Genomic DNA, 14238 nt, shown 5'->3' with positions numbered 1-14238 from the left:
GCTAGATCGGTGGATTGGTCCCGAGGCTATTCAGCCTTCACATCGACCGCGACCTTCGCGCTTCCGGACGAGATCCGTTCGGCCAGGCGCCTGAGTTCGCCCTTGGCGAATGTACCGCTGACCATGATCTCACCGCCGAGGATCGGCTCGACCAGCCGCGGCGACATCACCACGGCGCCATCGATGCTGAGATCGATGGTCTTGCCGACATTCGCCTTGGTGAAGGCCGCGAATGCCTGCTTGCTGCCCGGCGTCAGCTTGAGGTTGAGCGCCACTTGTCCCGGCGCCGGATCGTGCACGACATCCGCCTTGGCAATGGCAAGCGTCAACGGCTTGGCCATGGCCAGCCCGCAGGCGAGCAGCACGATGGCGAGGCCGGCGATCAGACGAAACAGGGCGAGCATCCGGTTTTACCTTGCAAGCCGCCGATCTTGCACGGCGACGCTGCCGCGGCAATGCCGCCATCGCCGCGGCAGGTCGTAAACCATGGCAACCCAAGATATCGGCCCCGGTCGAAATATGATTCCGTTTTGCGGCAAATCGGGTTACCTTCAACCAGAAGTGTCATTCTGGAACCGACGTTCGGGAAGCCTGATGCATCGCCTGACGCTCGCAAGTGCCGGTTTTTTAACCGCTTTGGCCGTGCCGGCTTTCGCCGCCGATCCAATGACAGACCTGCCGATGACCGCGCCCGGCTTCGACTGGACCGGCTACTATGCCGGCCTGCAGGCTGGCTATGGCTGGGGCCAATCCGACATATCAGTGACGGAAGGCGCACCGTTTTCCATCACGCCCGACATCGACGGCGGCTTCATCGGCGGCCATGTCGCCGGCTTGTGGCAGTTCGACCAGGCGGTGGTCGGCGCTGAGGCCGACCTCAACTATTCCACGATCGACGGCACGGCGGTATCGGGCCTGGGCGGCACATTTGGTACCGACATCAAGTGGTTCGGGTCGGTCAACGCCAAAGCCGGCCTCGCCATGAACCGCCTGCTGATCTACGGCATTGGCGGCGTCGCCTTTGCCGGCATCGAAACATCGCAAGTCTCGGGCCCGGCCTTCGCCAGCACACGCACGAATGTCGGCTGGACCGTGGGTGCCGGCGTCGACTACGCGCTGACCGACAAATTCATCGTCGGCGCGCAGTATCGCTACTATGATTTCGGCTCCGAGCATTTTGACGTGGCGGCCCCCTTCAACGATCGCGATCAGGACGTGAAGCTGAACACGGTCGGCATCAACCTAAGCTACAAATTCTGAGCGCCGCTGGGTTCAGCCATCGCCACAGGCTTTTGTTTTAAAACGCGAAAACGCCCTGTGATTACTGGAGCGGACGACGGGGACCGAACCCGTGCTATCAGGGAAAAGCATCGTCAACATTCCACGTCGATCCGAAGATCGTGCTGACCTAGTGCTTGAAGAGATCGCGGTTGAATTTGATGCCGGTGCTGCCGTACCCGCTCGGCAGATCAGCGGCAGCGTTTCGGAAAGAATGTTCCGCTGCATCCGTGTACCGGCCTTCGTTCGCAAGCCTGTCCCATAGGAAAAAGGCAACTGCCAGGGCGATCACTATAAGCACCGGACGCATCGGAAAACCTTCCTCAGAGTTCCCGACAAAGCGGCTTGCATGATGATCCTGCTTCAGGCGAAATACAAGCTCCTGCTAATGCACCGTGACGCGAGAGTGAGCCGGATAGCCGCAGACTAACCCATACGCTGCCAGCCACAGGCGGGCGCCAGGACGCGCGAGGGGCCCCGGCGGCTGGAGACCAGCAGGGGGGAAACGCGCGCTTCGCGAGGCTCCTACCTAAGTGGTAGGCCAAGGTTTTAGAGCATAATGCAAAGGGCTAATTCGGCCCCGTTCGGTTCCGGCAATGTCCATGTGACGTTCCGTACTTTAGCAACTCATGAAGCAAAGTCGGATCTGACCGTTTTCAATCTGCCAGACCACACTCTGGCGTACTCCAGCCCTCCCGCTGGCTTCGGCCGGCGTGCTCCAGGCAGCGGCCCGACAGTCTGTTGGGGTGTGTTCGACTGACCGTCGGGCCTGACCGGCTTGGGGCTCTCGTTGGGGGCAAGCCGGCTAAAGCTGAACGTAATATTAGCAACCCTGCAACAAAACCCTGTTCGGACGTTTTCCCCCGCTAATGGCTGGACAGATTTGATACTTGCGCAATCGCTAAAATAATGAAAACTTTCGCTTGAGACCCGTTGGGGGACGGGAAGCGGATTGGGGGCAATGTATTTTCCGCAGTTTCTCGTGGGAATGCTGGCGACGTCGGGTTTCGTCGGGGCTTGGGCCTATGCAGCCACAGGATCAATCTGGAAGGCTGTTGCGTGGGGCATTATCGCAGCGGTTTTGCTGCAGATCGGATACTTCGCGCTTGTATTGAGGCTTGCCTATGGGCGGCGAGACACCAAGCAGGCGGCGGAGGAGACCACTCCGGACGTTACCAAACAGCCTGCCGTTCCTAACCGACCGTTGCACCGAGGCGGTCGCAAAAAAGGGCTGACTTAGGCCGGCGCAGCGGTAACGCTGGACCGACGGCCTAGACGATGAGCTTGTATCAGGATGGGGTCCGGCAGCCTTTGGGGAGGGACCGCCTCCGGCCGCCGGACCTCGCCGGCGGTTAGCACGCCGGCTGAACCTACATGCGCCTGGACTGACGGCCAGTCAGCATCTCCAATAGGCCTAGGAGCATATTACAACTCTTGGTGTAGCCGGATCTGCGATCCGAAACAGGACGTAGGCACCATGCCGGCCATCGGTACCGCACATACCCACCCTGTCACGCTGCCTGTAGCGCCAGATCAAGCTGGCGAGCATCAGGGCAGCGATTCCAGCGATGTAGATGGAAATGACGATCACCAGTCCCCAGCGATTCTATGCTCTTGAGGGCACGACACCGCTGAGGATTGCGGAGAGCACAGGACGTTCGGAAATTGGTGCACTCGGCAGGGATCGAACCTGCATCTGCCCGAGACTTCTATTGGTGGCTCTGTCCTGATTGAGCTACGAGCGCGAACATTTACAGCAGGCTACAGAAACAAGCGTTCTGTGATCAATCTGAAGATTAGGGTAACCGGCGCCTGCAATGGAAGTAGGTGAAGATGCTAAATGGCCTAAGCCCGCTGCCTCACTGTGGCGGCTCATGTTTGCGTCAATGGACGTAGATTGTTTGCACAAGCATGCAGGAGTATGCCGTTTCGCCGCCGAAAACGGCGGGAGTTCCAAGGAGGAACCGATGGCGCGTTGCAATCTCCGCAGATGGTGCGGACGCCGGGAATCGAACCCGGATAGCCGTAGCTGAGGGATTTTAAGTCCCTTGCGTCTACCAATTCCGCCACGTCCGCGTGGCCGCCACTGGTAATAGAGCCAGACAGGATTGCAAGCCTGCTCTGGCGGCGACCGCTGCCGATCAGCCGACCAGGCCGGGGTCCGGCTTCAAATGCTGGATCAGAATGACCATCTTGGCGTCGATGATGCGGCACATCCCACTCGACAATTTTGCCTTCCTTGACCCGGTTTTATCACCCGCGACGTCGCTACAGTCATATCCGTCAGCAATTCCGTCGCCATCATGCATCGCCGCGCCGTTGTACGGTGCGGCGCCAAAAGCAAGGTTCTCACCCCGCCTTCGCGCGAGCCAACAGCGCTCGCGCGTCCGCCATTTCGGAACGACCAATGACAGTAACGATCGACAAAAACGCGAGCTGGCGCGACATCGCGCAGGTGAGCGAAGGCGACACCCTGGCGCTGAGTGAGGCTGCGTGGGAGCGGATCGCTTTTGCAAACCAGCTCGTCGCTTCCATCGTCGAAAAAGGCATCCGTGCCTATGGCGTCAATACCGGGGTCGGCGCATTGGCCAGCAAGGTCGTGGCGCCTGCCCTGCAAAAGAAACTGTCGCGCAACATCATTCGCAGTCACGCGTGCGGCGTCGGGGACCTGGTGCCAAGGCGCGGCGTGCGCGCCATCATTGCCGCGCAAGTGGCAAATTTCGCCCATGGCCATTCGGGCGTAAGCCCAACGATCGTCCGCAACTTGCTCACCTTTATCGAGCGCGACTGCGTTCCCGATGTGCCATCCAGGGGATCGGCCGGCTATCTGACGCACAACGCCCATGTAGCGCTGGTCTTGATCGGTGAAGGCAGTGCGACCGTGGCGGGCCGCTCCATGAGCGGGCTCGAGGCGCTGGCTGAAATGGGCCTGGAGCCGTTGGAGCTTGGCGCGAAGGAAGGCTTGAGCCTCGTCAACGGCACGGCGTGCGCGACCGGCCTGACCAGCATTGCCGTGCAGCGCGCCGAACGCTTGCTGGGTTGGGCTGACGCCGCGGCCGCTTTAACGCTTGAAGCCGCCGGCGCGCAAATGCCGGCGTTTGGCGAAGCCATCCTGGCGATGAGGCCCTCACCCGGCATTCAGGATGTCGGCAGATCGCTGCGTGGCTGGCTTCACGGCAGCGAGTTTATCGCGCTGGCCCACGGCAGTCGCACGCAAGACGCGCTCAGTCTTCGTGCCGTGCCGCATGTTCACGGCGCCGCCCGCGAGGTGCTGGATCGGTCCGCCGAGTTGGTCGACCGTGAATTGGCTGCGGTCACCGACAATCCCGCTGTATTCGGATCGTTGAACGATCCGCAGGTTGTTTCAGAAGCGCATGCGGTGGCGCCCGCGCTCGGACAGGCCGCCGATGGCCTGACGATTGCCTTGGCGCAGGTGGCTGGAATGAGCGAGCGGCGGATCGACCGTCTCGTCAATCCGCTTGTCAACAATCTGCCGCCCTTCCTTGCCGATGAGGACGGAGCCAATTCCGGCTTCATGATTGCCCAATACACCGCCACGTCGCTGAGCAACGTCAATCGGCGCCTGGCCGCCCCGGCGGCGACCGACGGCGGTGTTACTTCCGGCCTGCAGGAGGACTTTCTGGCGCATCCGACCGTGGCGGCCAACAAGCTGCTCGCGGTTATCGACAACGCCGAATACATTTTGGCAATCGAACTCATGGCCGCCGCGCAGGCCCATGATTTCCTGGCTGAGCGCGGTGCACGTGCGCCCGGCACCGACATTATCTACCGCATGGTCCGGGACAACATCGCACATTATTCCGACGATCGGCCTCTGTCCGGGGACATGGAGGAATTGCGCACCTTCATCCGCGAAGTGGACGTGCCGCCCTGTCCGCAGCACACCGAGTGAAACCCCTCACCGGGCTTCTCGGTCCTAAGGCTTTAACGGGTTCAACTTCAAATGCTGGATCAAAATGATCGTCTTGGCGTCGATGATGCGGCCGTCTGAAATGCCGGCCAGCGCTCGTCGAGCGGTCGAACCGGCCGCATCTAACTTTGACGTGGGGTTCTCGACCTAACCGGCCCAGGCGAGTTTTGTCAGTGCCTACGCCATGGCGCGAGACGGTCACCGAGCGCGTTTGCCTCAGCGAACCTGGCCAGCGCCTGTTCGACCTTCTGCGCCGAGGCGTCAGTGCGCTCGATGTGGTGGACCACTCGGTGCCTCAGCATCGCAAGCCTGGCAGCGCAACACATGTCGCTGTTTCGCTGGTCTTCACGTTGAAGGTCGGGAGCATCGCCGGCTACAATCCGGGTCAATTCATGCCGGCGGGATCGATCGTCGTAAGGCGCTTCCTGGCCTCCAGCACACGCCGTTGCGCGGACCTGATCGTGCTGCAGAGCGCAAGCTTGACGGCTACGCCACAATCCTCGTCCAGCATTTCTTCCGCGCTTTCGAGGGCGAGTTTGGCTCGGCTAATGCGCTGTCTTGCTCTGGCAAGTTCCAGCGCCAAAATATCGGCCGCCATCCCGCGACCGTGGGGGTCCAATCTGTTCATCATGAGTTGCTAACACATGGCGGAGCGGTTCGTTCCCTTCTTACGTTGATGCTGCGGCGGCTCGCCGCATGCTCTCAAGCGGGGAGCAGTGGCATTGGCAGTGTGCCCTCCGGCGCAGGAACAGGGAGGCGGATCAAGCGAAAATCGGGTACAACTTCAAATGCTGGATCAGCATGATCGTCTTGGCGTCGATAATGCGGCCGTCTGAAATGCCGGCCAGCGCGTCGTCGAGCGACATTTCCAGAACCTCGATGTCCTCGCCCTCGTCGACCGCGCCGCCACCGGCCGAGATGCGGTCGGCGGGCGTGTAGCGGGCGATGAAGAACCACAGCCGCTCGGTCACGCTGCCGGGGCTCATATAGGGCGCAAACAGCCGCTCGATGCTCTTCAGCCGGTAGCCGAGTTCTTCCTCGGCCTCCTTGCGGATAGCGGTTTCCGGATCGTTTTCGTCGAGCAGGCCGGCGCAGGCCTCGATCAGCGGTTCGCGATGGCCGGTTACATAGGCGGGGTAACGGAACTGCCGCACCAAAAGCACCGTCGACCGCGCCGGATCGTAAGGCAGGATCACCGCGCCGTCGCCGCGATCATAGGTCTGGCGGATTTGCGTCTCCCACTGCCCGTCACGCCGGCGATAGTCGAGGACGGTCTTTTTCAGGACCGCCCAGTCATCGGAAAGGACTTCCTCCGAACGGATGCGAATGCGATCTTCCATGATGAACTCCTTGGCGTCGGCGGCAAGGCGTAGCCGCGAACCGCGGTTTCCGCAATCCGGCCAGCGATTGGTCCAGAAAAGCGTTTCACCGCCTCGTGTCTGGCGCCGGCAGTCGCCATTGCCTAGATAACAGCATCCTTTCCGGAGTTTTCTGATGACCACATCGCTTTTCCAGCCGATCACGCTTGATGGCCTGACCTTTTCAAACCGCATCGCGGTGGCGCCGATGTGCCAATATTCCGCCGACGACGGCTCCGCCAGCGACTGGCACCTCTATCATTGGATGAACCTGGCAATGTCCGGGGCCGGCATGGTCACCGTCGAGATGACCGACGTCGAACGGCGCGGCCGCATCACGCACGGTTGCCTCGGTCTTTATTCCGACGACAACGAGGCTGCCGCCCGGCGCACGCTGGATGCGGCCAGGCGGGTCGCTGCTCCGGCCACGAAATTCGGCATCCAGCTTGCCCATGCCGGTCGCAAGGCCTCCAACCGAAAGCCCTGGGAGGGCGGCGGGCCGCTGCAGCCAAACGAGGATCCCTGGCAGACCGTCTCGGCCTCGGCCATCGCCTATGACACCGGCTGGAACGTGCCGCACGCGCTGGAGGAAGAAGAGATCCTGCAGCTCATCGAGCGCTTTGCCGAAGCCGCCAGGCGGGCCGAGCGCGCCGGCTTCGACTTCCTCGAACTGCACGCCGCGCACGGCTATCTGGTCTTCCAGTTCCTGTCGCCGCTCTCCAACCAGCGCACCGACCGCTGGGGCGGCTCGCTGGAGAACCGCATGCGCTTTGTCACCGAGATCGCCAAGGCGGTGCGCAAGGCCGTCCCCGACCTGATGCTCGGCGCCCGCCTGTCGGTGAAAGACTGGGTTGATGGCGGTTTCGATGTCGAGGACGCGATCGAAGTGGCCAAGGCGCTGAAGGATCTTGGCATCGCCTATATCTGCTGTTCGAGCGGCGGCAATTCGCCCCTGCAGAAGCTGCCGACCGGCCCCGGCTACCAGGTGCATCTGGCGGAAGCGGTGCGCAAGGGAGCCGGCATTCCGACACGCGCTGTCGGACTGATTGACGATCCCAGGCAGGCGGAGGCGATCGTCGCCGATGGCAGCGCCGACATGGTGGCGCTCGCCCGCGCCTTCCTCGCCGATCCGCGATGGGGATGGCGCGCCGCCGCCACCTTCGACGAGAAAATTCACCCTGCCCCGCAACTGGCCCGCTCGGTGACGACAATGCAGCATTGGATGAAGGCGGCGGGCTGACCGGCCCGTTCTCCTGATGCCGGCGCCGTGCGGCTCATAGTTCCGGACAGTAGCTCCCGCTTCAATTTTGTCCGCAAACTGTTACGCTGGGTGAGGCTGCGGCGGGCGTGGCCGAGGCTTGGGAGGAAATCATGTCATACAAGGCATTCTTGCCGATTGCGGCGCTGACAGCAGTGGTCGGACTTTGGATTGGCACATCAACGCCGGCCGGTGCGCAATATTGCGAAGGCACCGTGCACGGCCTCTCCCGCCACTACAATCTGGCGACGGGAAGCGGCTTTCTCGCCGTGCGCGCACGGCCGAACTCGTCGTCGCGCATGATCGGGCAATTGTTCAACGGCGATCATACCGAGATTTTCGACCGCCGCGGAAACTGGTACAAGGTCGAAATCGGTGGCGGCACCGGCTGGGCGAACGCGCGCTGGCTGCGCAACGATTGCGGCTACTGAGGAGCCGTTCGTGGGCACCGGAAGCGCAGAAAGCGCCATCTGATGGCCGCCGGAGTAGAAGTTTCCGAACAGGCTCTGAGACGTTTGGGCGCAGGCTGACGGCCACTTTTGCAACCAAATTGGCTGCTTTGCGTTGCGCCCATGATGGACAACAAACCTTTTGAAACGCCGGTCGTGGTCGAACTCGGTCATGTCGGCAAATGTCGCCATATCCGCAGCACCCAGGAGGCGGCGGAGTGCCTGATGACCGTTTGGCCACTTAATCGCGGCCCCCGGCATCGTGATGCCCTCGACACTTGCCTCAAAGTGCTGGAAGGTTACCGTTCGACGGCGGATGCACGCCGCGCCTTGATCGAAGCGGCCAAGGAATCGGAAGTGCTGGTTCCCGACGACCGGCTGCTCGACAGCAAGCTGCATTGAGCGAACGGAGCTTTTTCACCAGGAGGATTTCATGGCGAAGCTGACTTACAAGATCGTCGAGCACGACGGGGGCTGGGCCTACAAGGTCGGCTCGACATTCTCGGAGACGTTCCCCAATCATCAGGACGCGCTGCGCGCCGCCGAGATCGCTTCGGCCGAACAGCAGGTTGCCGGCTCGACCGATGGCATCCAGTATGAGGACGCCGACGGCAAATGGCACGACGAACTGGCCGACGGCCGCGACCGGCCCCAGACCGAAGTTTCCGACTAGTTTTTGATTTTGTTTGTCTCTCTGCCGGCCGTGGATGCCCTTTGGAGGCATCCTGCCGGTCAGTCGAGGTCTGCAGCCGATCACTTGCCGCAGTAGTTGTCGTGAATCGGCGTTGGCGTCCGGTCCTGGCGTGTTCGAGGCGCAAGGTCCCATCGCGCCTGAGCCCATGGTGTTCAGACCGGAGGCATCAATGCTGCCGGTGGTGTTCGGATCGACGGTCATCGTCTGTTCAACCGGACGATGGCGGGTGTGGGCGGTATAGACGGCGGACGATTGCGCCATCGCTGAGGTGGCGAGACCAATCGTCAAAACCGATGCTGCAAGAAGTCTGGTGATCATTGAAGTTACTCCGTGTCTGCGTCGCGATGCTGCGACACGGGTAAACTGGCAATCACCCCAAAGGTTCAGTGAAATTGTCGTGAGGGCGCGGTGATGTCCGTGCGGCAAACGCCCGCTCGGCGATGCGCTTGATGAAGGCGGTGACGCGTTCCGGCTCGATGAATTGCGGCATGTGCCCGAGCCCCTCGACGGGCTCGAAATCGAGCCCCCTGATCTTTCCCGTCATCGGCGCGCCATGGACATGGATGCCCAGCACACGATCGCGCGTGCCGAACAGAATGCCGGCCGGCATGGCGATTTCGCCATAGCGCGGTTCGAGGCCGCCGAGGTCGCGCTCGATCGCGACGACGTCGGTGGAAGTCGCGTAGAAATGGTTCGGCCGCAATCCGCACCAGCCGCCGCCATCCACCATGTAGTCGGCCGGCGTGGTCTGCGGCGCGAAGACGAATTTCAGCGTGCGCCGTGCGTATCTCAGGCCCGCCGGCATCGCAACAGTGTGGGCCATGATCCAGCGCAGCAGCGGCGACTGGATGTAGAGCGAGCCGAATTTCTCCCGCACACGTGGTTCCAGATGCGTCAGCGGCGCCAGCAAGGCGATGCCGGAAATCGCTTGCGGATGCTCCACCGCCAGCGTCAGCGCGATGGCGCCACCCAGCGAATGGCCGACGACGAGCGGCTTTTCCAGCCCGAGCGTTTCCATGAATTGGCGCACGATTTCGGCCTGTTCGGGCAAACGCCCGGTGGCGCCCCTGGCCCGCACCGAATGACCGGAGCCTGGGCGGTCGAGCGCGATCAGCCGGTATCCCCGGCCGAAGCGGCCAAACAGCGTATGGCGAAAATGATGCAGCTGCGCGCCCATGCCGTGCAGGAAGACGATCGGCCGCCCCTCGCCTTCCTCGACATAGTGGATGCGGTTGCCGTCGATCTCGACGAATTTTCCGCGCGCCGGCACCAGCCTTTCAGCTTTCGCGGCGATCCACAACGTCGCCAGCACCAGAAAGACGCCCATCGCGACTGCCAGCAGCAGCAGGCCGCCGAGCAGCCACAGCAGAATAGATAGAAGCATTCTTCACCCGGCATCTGGACCGGCGCGCACCATCACCCACCGCCGGTTTGACCGCAAGGGCGTGAAAGCCGGTCCGTCGTCCCCCGGCATTGCCGCCGGCCGTTCGCCGCGCTATCTCAGGCGACCTTGTCTTCCTCAGGCGACCTTGCCTGCCAAGGTGACCCGTTTGCCGGAGCTTCCCATGCCTGAAATCGTCACCGCCGCCATGCTCGTCATCGGCGACGAGATTCTATCCGGCCGCACCAAGGACAAGAACATCGGCCATCTCGCCGATATCATGACGGCGATCGGCATCGACCTGAAGGAAGTGCGCGTCGTTCCCGATGAGGAAGACGAGATCGTCGCCGCGGTCAATGCCGTGCGAGCCCGCTACACCTATGTCTTCACCACCGGCGGCATCGGCCCCACCCATGACGACATCACCGCGGATTCTATCTCCAAGGCCTTTGGCGTGCCGTGCGAATACGACGCCAAGGCCTATGCCATGCTGGAAGCGAGCTACGCCACGCGCGGCCTCGAATACACCGAGGCGCGCAAGCGCATGGCGCGCATGCCGCGCGGCGCCGACCATATCGACAATCCGGTGTCCATCGCGCCCGGCTTCCGCATCGGCAACGTCCATGTCATGGCCGGCGTGCCGTCGATTTTCCAGGCCATGCTCGACAATGTCGTGCCGACGCTGAAGGCGGGCACCAAAATGCTGTCGGCGACCGTGCATTGCCCGTTCGGCGAAGGCCTGATCGGTGGTCCCCTGGGCGACATCCAGAAGGCGCACCCGGACACCATCATCGGCTCCTATCCGAAATATGGCGACGGCAAATTCTGGACGGAGCTGGTCGTCCGCGCCCGCAGCCAGGAGGCGCTGGACGCCGCGCGGGCCGATGTCGAAGCCATGGTCGCGGGCTTCGCCAGCACGGCAAGTTGATCTGGACCAGGCCGGAACAAAGCATGGCGGTGTAGCGTTTCCCGTTGACGATTTCGATCGCCGCAAAATGAGGGATTTGCCATGCGCTTCAAGACCATCGTCGCCATATTGCAGAACGAACAGGATGCCGAGCGCGTGCTCGACTGCGCCATCCCGCTTGCCGAGCGCTTCCAGAGCCATCTCATCGGCATCCATGCCGAGGCGCTTCCTGTCCCCTACACTTCGGCCACCGGCTTTCCCGACACCGAATTCCTGCAGGTCTCCGCCGATATGAGCCGGGAGCGCGCCGACAAATTGCAGGCGGTTTTCCTCAGGCATATCGAGAATTCCGGCCTGTCCTTCGAGTGGCGCAGCCTGGAGAGTTTTTCTGGCGACAGTGCACTGACCGGCATCTCCAGCGTCCGCTCCGCCGATCTGATCATCGCCGCGCAGCGCGAGTCGGGCGGCGACCCGAGCGCCGATATCGACACACTGGTCTATGATGCCGGCCGTCCGGTGCTGGTGGTGCCGCATTCGGGTCCGCTCGCCACCAGCTTCAAGCATGTGCTTCTGGCCTGGAATGGCAGCAAGGAGGCCGCACGCGCCACCTTCGACGCCCTGCCCTTCATCATCGAGGCCGAAAAGACCGAAATACTGGTCATCGATCCGCCGGATACGCTGGATGAGAATTCCGAGGCCGCCGGCGCCGAGATCGCCGCCGCTTTGTCCCGGCATGGCGCCACGGTCAGCGTCTCGGTGCTGAAGTCGGGCGGTATCTCCGTCGATGACGTCATCCAGACCAGGATCACCGAGACCGGCGCCGACCTGCTAGTGCTTGGCGCCTACAGCCACTCCTGGCTGCGCCAGCTGCTGTTCGGCGGGGTGACGCGCACCGTGCTGCGCACCGTGCCGGTCGCGGCCTTCCTGTCGCGCTGAGGCATCAGGGCGTGAGCGCGACGCGTTCACGTCCACAGCCTATAGCTGCATCGCCCTTGCCAATGCCCTGACTTTCCAGTTAATTCCGCGCGCATTCCATGATGTTGCGCGCGGAGTGCACGAATGTCCCTTCCCGAAAAAGCTTTTCCGGTCTCCTGGGACCAGTTCCACCGCGACGCCCGTGCGCTGGCCTGGCGGCTTGCCGGCGCCAACAAGGGCCAGTGGAAGGCGATCGTCTGCATTACCCGCGGCGGTCTTGTTCCGGCCGCCATCATCTCGCGCGAGCTGGGCATCCGCATCATCGAGACGGTCTGCGTCGCTTCCTATCACGACTACACCAGCCAGGGGCAGTTGCAGGTGCTGAAGGAGATCACGCCCGCGCTGCTCACCGACGACGGCGTCGGCGTGCTGATCATCGACGACCTCACCGACACCGGCAAGACGGCAGGCATCGTGCGCGCCATGATGCCCAAGGCGCATTTCGCCACCGTTTACGCCAAGCCGAAAGGCCGGCCGTTGGTCGATACTTTCGTCACCGAAGTCAGCCAGGACACCTGGATCTACTTTCCCTGGGACATGGGTTTTACCTACCAGAAGCCGATCGCCGACGACCACGCCGGCTGATTCGCGTCGATCCTTTTTCCAGTCGAAACGGCCGTGCGAATACTCTTTTGCTTTGGAAAGAGGTTCGCGGGCATCGTATTTCGCGAAATCGACCGTTTCTGGGGGCGTTTTGCGCGCCGGTGTGAAGTTTTTTACTTTTATTGCCTATGATTAGCCGTAAGATTCGTGAGACGGCAAACGATTCTGGAGGCTGGGGCTAGCTTCTCCGATGTTGACGAGGCCAACGACGCACAACCATCTGGCCGAAAGGGTCCGGCGACTCTTCGGCACGGCGCCGTGCCGCCTGCAGGTTGCCGCCTTGCCCTGGCGCGATACCGGGAACGGCGTCGAGATCATGCTGATCACCAGCCGTGACACCGGCCGCTGGGTCATACCCAAGGGCTGGCCCGAGGCCAAGGAGCCGCTTTGCGAGGCGGCGGCGCGCGAGGCCGGCGAGGAAGCCGGATTGCGCGGCACCGTCTCCCACCTCGAAGCCGGCCGCTACTTCTATGCCAAGGTGTTGGCCTCCGGCGAGGAAGTGCCTTGCGAAGTGCTGGTGTTTCCCCTGCAGGTCGACAAGGTCGCCGACCGGTGGAAGGAAAAGCGCGCGCGCACCCGTAAATGGGTGAATTCCACCGAAGCGGTGCGCATGGTCAACGAGCCTGATCTTTGCCAGATCATCGCCTATTTCTGCGCCGATCCGCACCGGTTCGCCTGATTCAAAACTGAAATATCCAGCGACTGCCACTGATCTGTGGCATACTGTCTGCCGGCACGGGGGTGCTGCTACGTCGAGCAATCGATCGGCCAATCCGATTTCTTATTTATGGCAGACCCCACAAACCCAACCGAAGCGAAGTCCGACGAGCACCGGCGCGAACACCGCCAGCGCGTGCTCAAGGGCGGGACCATCATCACCGGGATCCAGAATTCCGAGATCAGCTGCACCGTGCGCAACCAGCATGAAGGCGGCGCCGAACTGAAGGTCGCGGTCGACGCCCGGGTGCCCGATCGCTTCCTGCTCTACATTCCGGTCGACGGAATTGGCTATCGATCAGAGGTTCGCTGGCGCCGCAATGATCGAATCGGCGTTCAGTTCACTGGCACCGAGCCGAAGCCGAGGCTGCACTACGGCTGACATCCGGACTCGGCAATCGTCTGGACGAACTGCGTACCCAAGACCCGCCTTTGCCAGACACCCAGTCCGTCAACATTGTGGCTAACCAAACGGCGTGCCATGGATCGCGGTCCAAAAGGTCTGGTAAGCACCAGACGCCGTAATCAAGAGTCGATGTACCGCACGTCCTATGTTGGCCGACAGCGGACCAGCAGCTTTCGGCCTCCGGAAAGCAAGAGCGGACGCGGCGCGACAGGTGCATTGTCTGGAGTTGACCGCCACAAGCCGACATTTGGTGGGCATGGTTGACGCGACCCCAAAGAACC

At 62.2% G+C, this 14238-nt stretch carries 17 protein-coding genes, 2 tRNA genes and 1 pseudogene; 12 read left to right on the top strand and 8 right to left on the bottom strand.

Annotated features, from left to right (window positions below; translation table 11 throughout):
* Positions 1-26: 26 nt before the first annotated feature.
* Positions 27-404, bottom strand: a complete 378-nt coding sequence (locus AC1DX6_RS14265) for a SecDF P1 head subdomain-containing protein (RefSeq protein ID WP_477314326.1) — start codon at positions 402-404, stop codon at positions 27-29.
* 190 nt (positions 405-594) lie between these two features.
* Between AC1DX6_RS14265 and AC1DX6_RS14260 the strand changes: the two genes are divergently transcribed.
* Positions 595-1260, top strand: coding sequence for an outer membrane protein (locus tag AC1DX6_RS14260; protein ID WP_477314324.1), 666 nt, complete (start codon positions 595-597; stop codon positions 1258-1260).
* 148 nt (positions 1261-1408) lie between these two features.
* Here the strand turns inward: AC1DX6_RS14260 and AC1DX6_RS14255 are convergent, their stop codons facing one another.
* Positions 1409-1588: a hypothetical protein gene (locus AC1DX6_RS14255; RefSeq protein WP_477314322.1), complete on the bottom strand. Its 180-nt coding sequence runs from the start codon at positions 1586-1588 to the stop codon at positions 1409-1411.
* 651 nt (positions 1589-2239) lie between these two features.
* On the opposite strand from AC1DX6_RS14255, the gene AC1DX6_RS14250 reads away from it, so the two are divergent.
* Positions 2240-2518, top strand: coding sequence for a hypothetical protein (locus AC1DX6_RS14250; protein ID WP_477314320.1), 279 nt, complete (start codon positions 2240-2242; stop codon positions 2516-2518).
* Between the two features lie 426 nt (positions 2519-2944).
* Here AC1DX6_RS14250 and AC1DX6_RS14245 read toward each other — a convergent pair.
* Both AC1DX6_RS14245 and AC1DX6_RS14240 read right to left on the bottom strand, forming a co-directional pair.
* Positions 2945-3023: transfer RNA gene (locus AC1DX6_RS14245), tRNA-Ser, on the bottom strand.
* A 246-nt stretch (positions 3024-3269) separates the two neighbouring features.
* Positions 3270-3354 (bottom strand) — tRNA-Leu (locus AC1DX6_RS14240).
* A gap of 331 nt (positions 3355-3685) precedes the next feature.
* Here AC1DX6_RS14240 and AC1DX6_RS14235 point away from each other — a divergent pair.
* Entirely contained in the window at positions 3686-5191 is a 1506-nt protein-coding gene (locus tag AC1DX6_RS14235; RefSeq protein WP_477314318.1) for an HAL/PAL/TAL family ammonia-lyase, read from the top strand.
* 24 nt (positions 5192-5215) lie between these two features.
* Here AC1DX6_RS14235 and AC1DX6_RS14230 read toward each other — a convergent pair.
* The 3 genes and pseudogenes from AC1DX6_RS14230 to AC1DX6_RS14220 form a co-directional block, all read right to left on the bottom strand.
* Positions 5216-5305, bottom strand: a pseudogene (locus AC1DX6_RS14230) (GDP-mannose pyrophosphatase); the annotation flags it as partial.
* A 289-nt stretch (positions 5306-5594) separates the two neighbouring features.
* Positions 5595-5807 carry a hypothetical protein gene (locus AC1DX6_RS14225; RefSeq protein WP_477314316.1) on the bottom strand — a complete coding sequence of 71 codons (213 nt, stop codon included), beginning with the start codon at positions 5805-5807 and terminating at the stop codon, positions 5595-5597.
* 163 nt (positions 5808-5970) lie between these two features.
* On the bottom strand, positions 5971-6549 hold the full coding sequence (locus AC1DX6_RS14220) for an NUDIX domain-containing protein (protein WP_477314314.1): 579 nt from the start codon (positions 6547-6549) through the stop codon (positions 5971-5973).
* A 154-nt stretch (positions 6550-6703) separates the two neighbouring features.
* On the opposite strand from AC1DX6_RS14220, the gene AC1DX6_RS14215 reads away from it, so the two are divergent.
* The 4 genes from AC1DX6_RS14215 to AC1DX6_RS14200 all read left to right on the top strand — a co-directional run bounded on the left by AC1DX6_RS14215 (position 6704) and on the right by AC1DX6_RS14200 (position 8947).
* Positions 6704-7807 (top strand): NADH:flavin oxidoreductase/NADH oxidase, encoded by a 1104-nt coding sequence (locus AC1DX6_RS14215; protein ID WP_477314312.1) that lies wholly within the window; start codon positions 6704-6706, stop codon positions 7805-7807.
* A 131-nt stretch (positions 7808-7938) separates the two neighbouring features.
* Positions 7939-8256 (top strand): SH3 domain-containing protein, encoded by a 318-nt coding sequence (locus tag AC1DX6_RS14210; protein WP_477314310.1) that lies wholly within the window; start codon positions 7939-7941, stop codon positions 8254-8256.
* Positions 8257-8397: 141 nt separating this feature from the next.
* Entirely contained in the window at positions 8398-8676 is a 279-nt protein-coding gene (locus AC1DX6_RS14205; protein ID WP_477314308.1) for a DUF982 domain-containing protein, read from the top strand.
* 31 nt (positions 8677-8707) lie between these two features.
* A complete protein-coding gene (locus AC1DX6_RS14200) occupies positions 8708-8947 on the top strand; it encodes a DUF2188 domain-containing protein (RefSeq protein ID WP_477247246.1) in 240 nt (79 codons plus the stop codon).
* A 391-nt stretch (positions 8948-9338) separates the two neighbouring features.
* Here AC1DX6_RS14200 and AC1DX6_RS14195 read toward each other — a convergent pair whose 3' ends face one another.
* On the bottom strand, positions 9339-10352 hold the full coding sequence (locus AC1DX6_RS14195) for an alpha/beta fold hydrolase (RefSeq protein WP_477314306.1): 1014 nt from the start codon (positions 10350-10352) through the stop codon (positions 9339-9341).
* Positions 10353-10533: 181 nt separating this feature from the next.
* Here AC1DX6_RS14195 and AC1DX6_RS14190 point away from each other — a divergent pair, with 181 nt between their 5' ends.
* The 5 genes from AC1DX6_RS14190 to AC1DX6_RS14170 all read left to right on the top strand — a co-directional run bounded on the left by AC1DX6_RS14190 (position 10534) and on the right by AC1DX6_RS14170 (position 13933).
* Positions 10534-11277: a competence/damage-inducible protein A gene (locus AC1DX6_RS14190; protein WP_477314304.1), complete on the top strand. Its 744-nt coding sequence runs from the start codon at positions 10534-10536 to the stop codon at positions 11275-11277.
* A gap of 81 nt (positions 11278-11358) precedes the next feature.
* Entirely contained in the window at positions 11359-12192 is an 834-nt protein-coding gene (locus AC1DX6_RS14185; protein ID WP_477314302.1) for a universal stress protein, read from the top strand.
* A 123-nt stretch (positions 12193-12315) separates the two neighbouring features.
* Positions 12316-12816, top strand: coding sequence for a xanthine phosphoribosyltransferase (gpt, locus tag AC1DX6_RS14180; RefSeq protein WP_477314300.1), 501 nt, complete (start codon positions 12316-12318; stop codon positions 12814-12816).
* Positions 12817-13024: 208 nt separating this feature from the next.
* Positions 13025-13513, top strand: coding sequence for an NUDIX hydrolase (locus AC1DX6_RS14175; RefSeq protein WP_477314298.1), 489 nt, complete (start codon positions 13025-13027; stop codon positions 13511-13513).
* A 108-nt stretch (positions 13514-13621) separates the two neighbouring features.
* Positions 13622-13933: an immunoglobulin domain-containing family protein gene (locus AC1DX6_RS14170; RefSeq protein WP_477314296.1), complete on the top strand. Its 312-nt coding sequence runs from the start codon at positions 13622-13624 to the stop codon at positions 13931-13933.
* Positions 13934-14238 lie beyond the last annotated feature (305 nt).

The sequence above is a fragment of the Mesorhizobium sp. P2_C4 genome (assembly GCF_056404575.1).
This window is presented reverse-complemented; position numbering and strand designations above follow the sequence as displayed.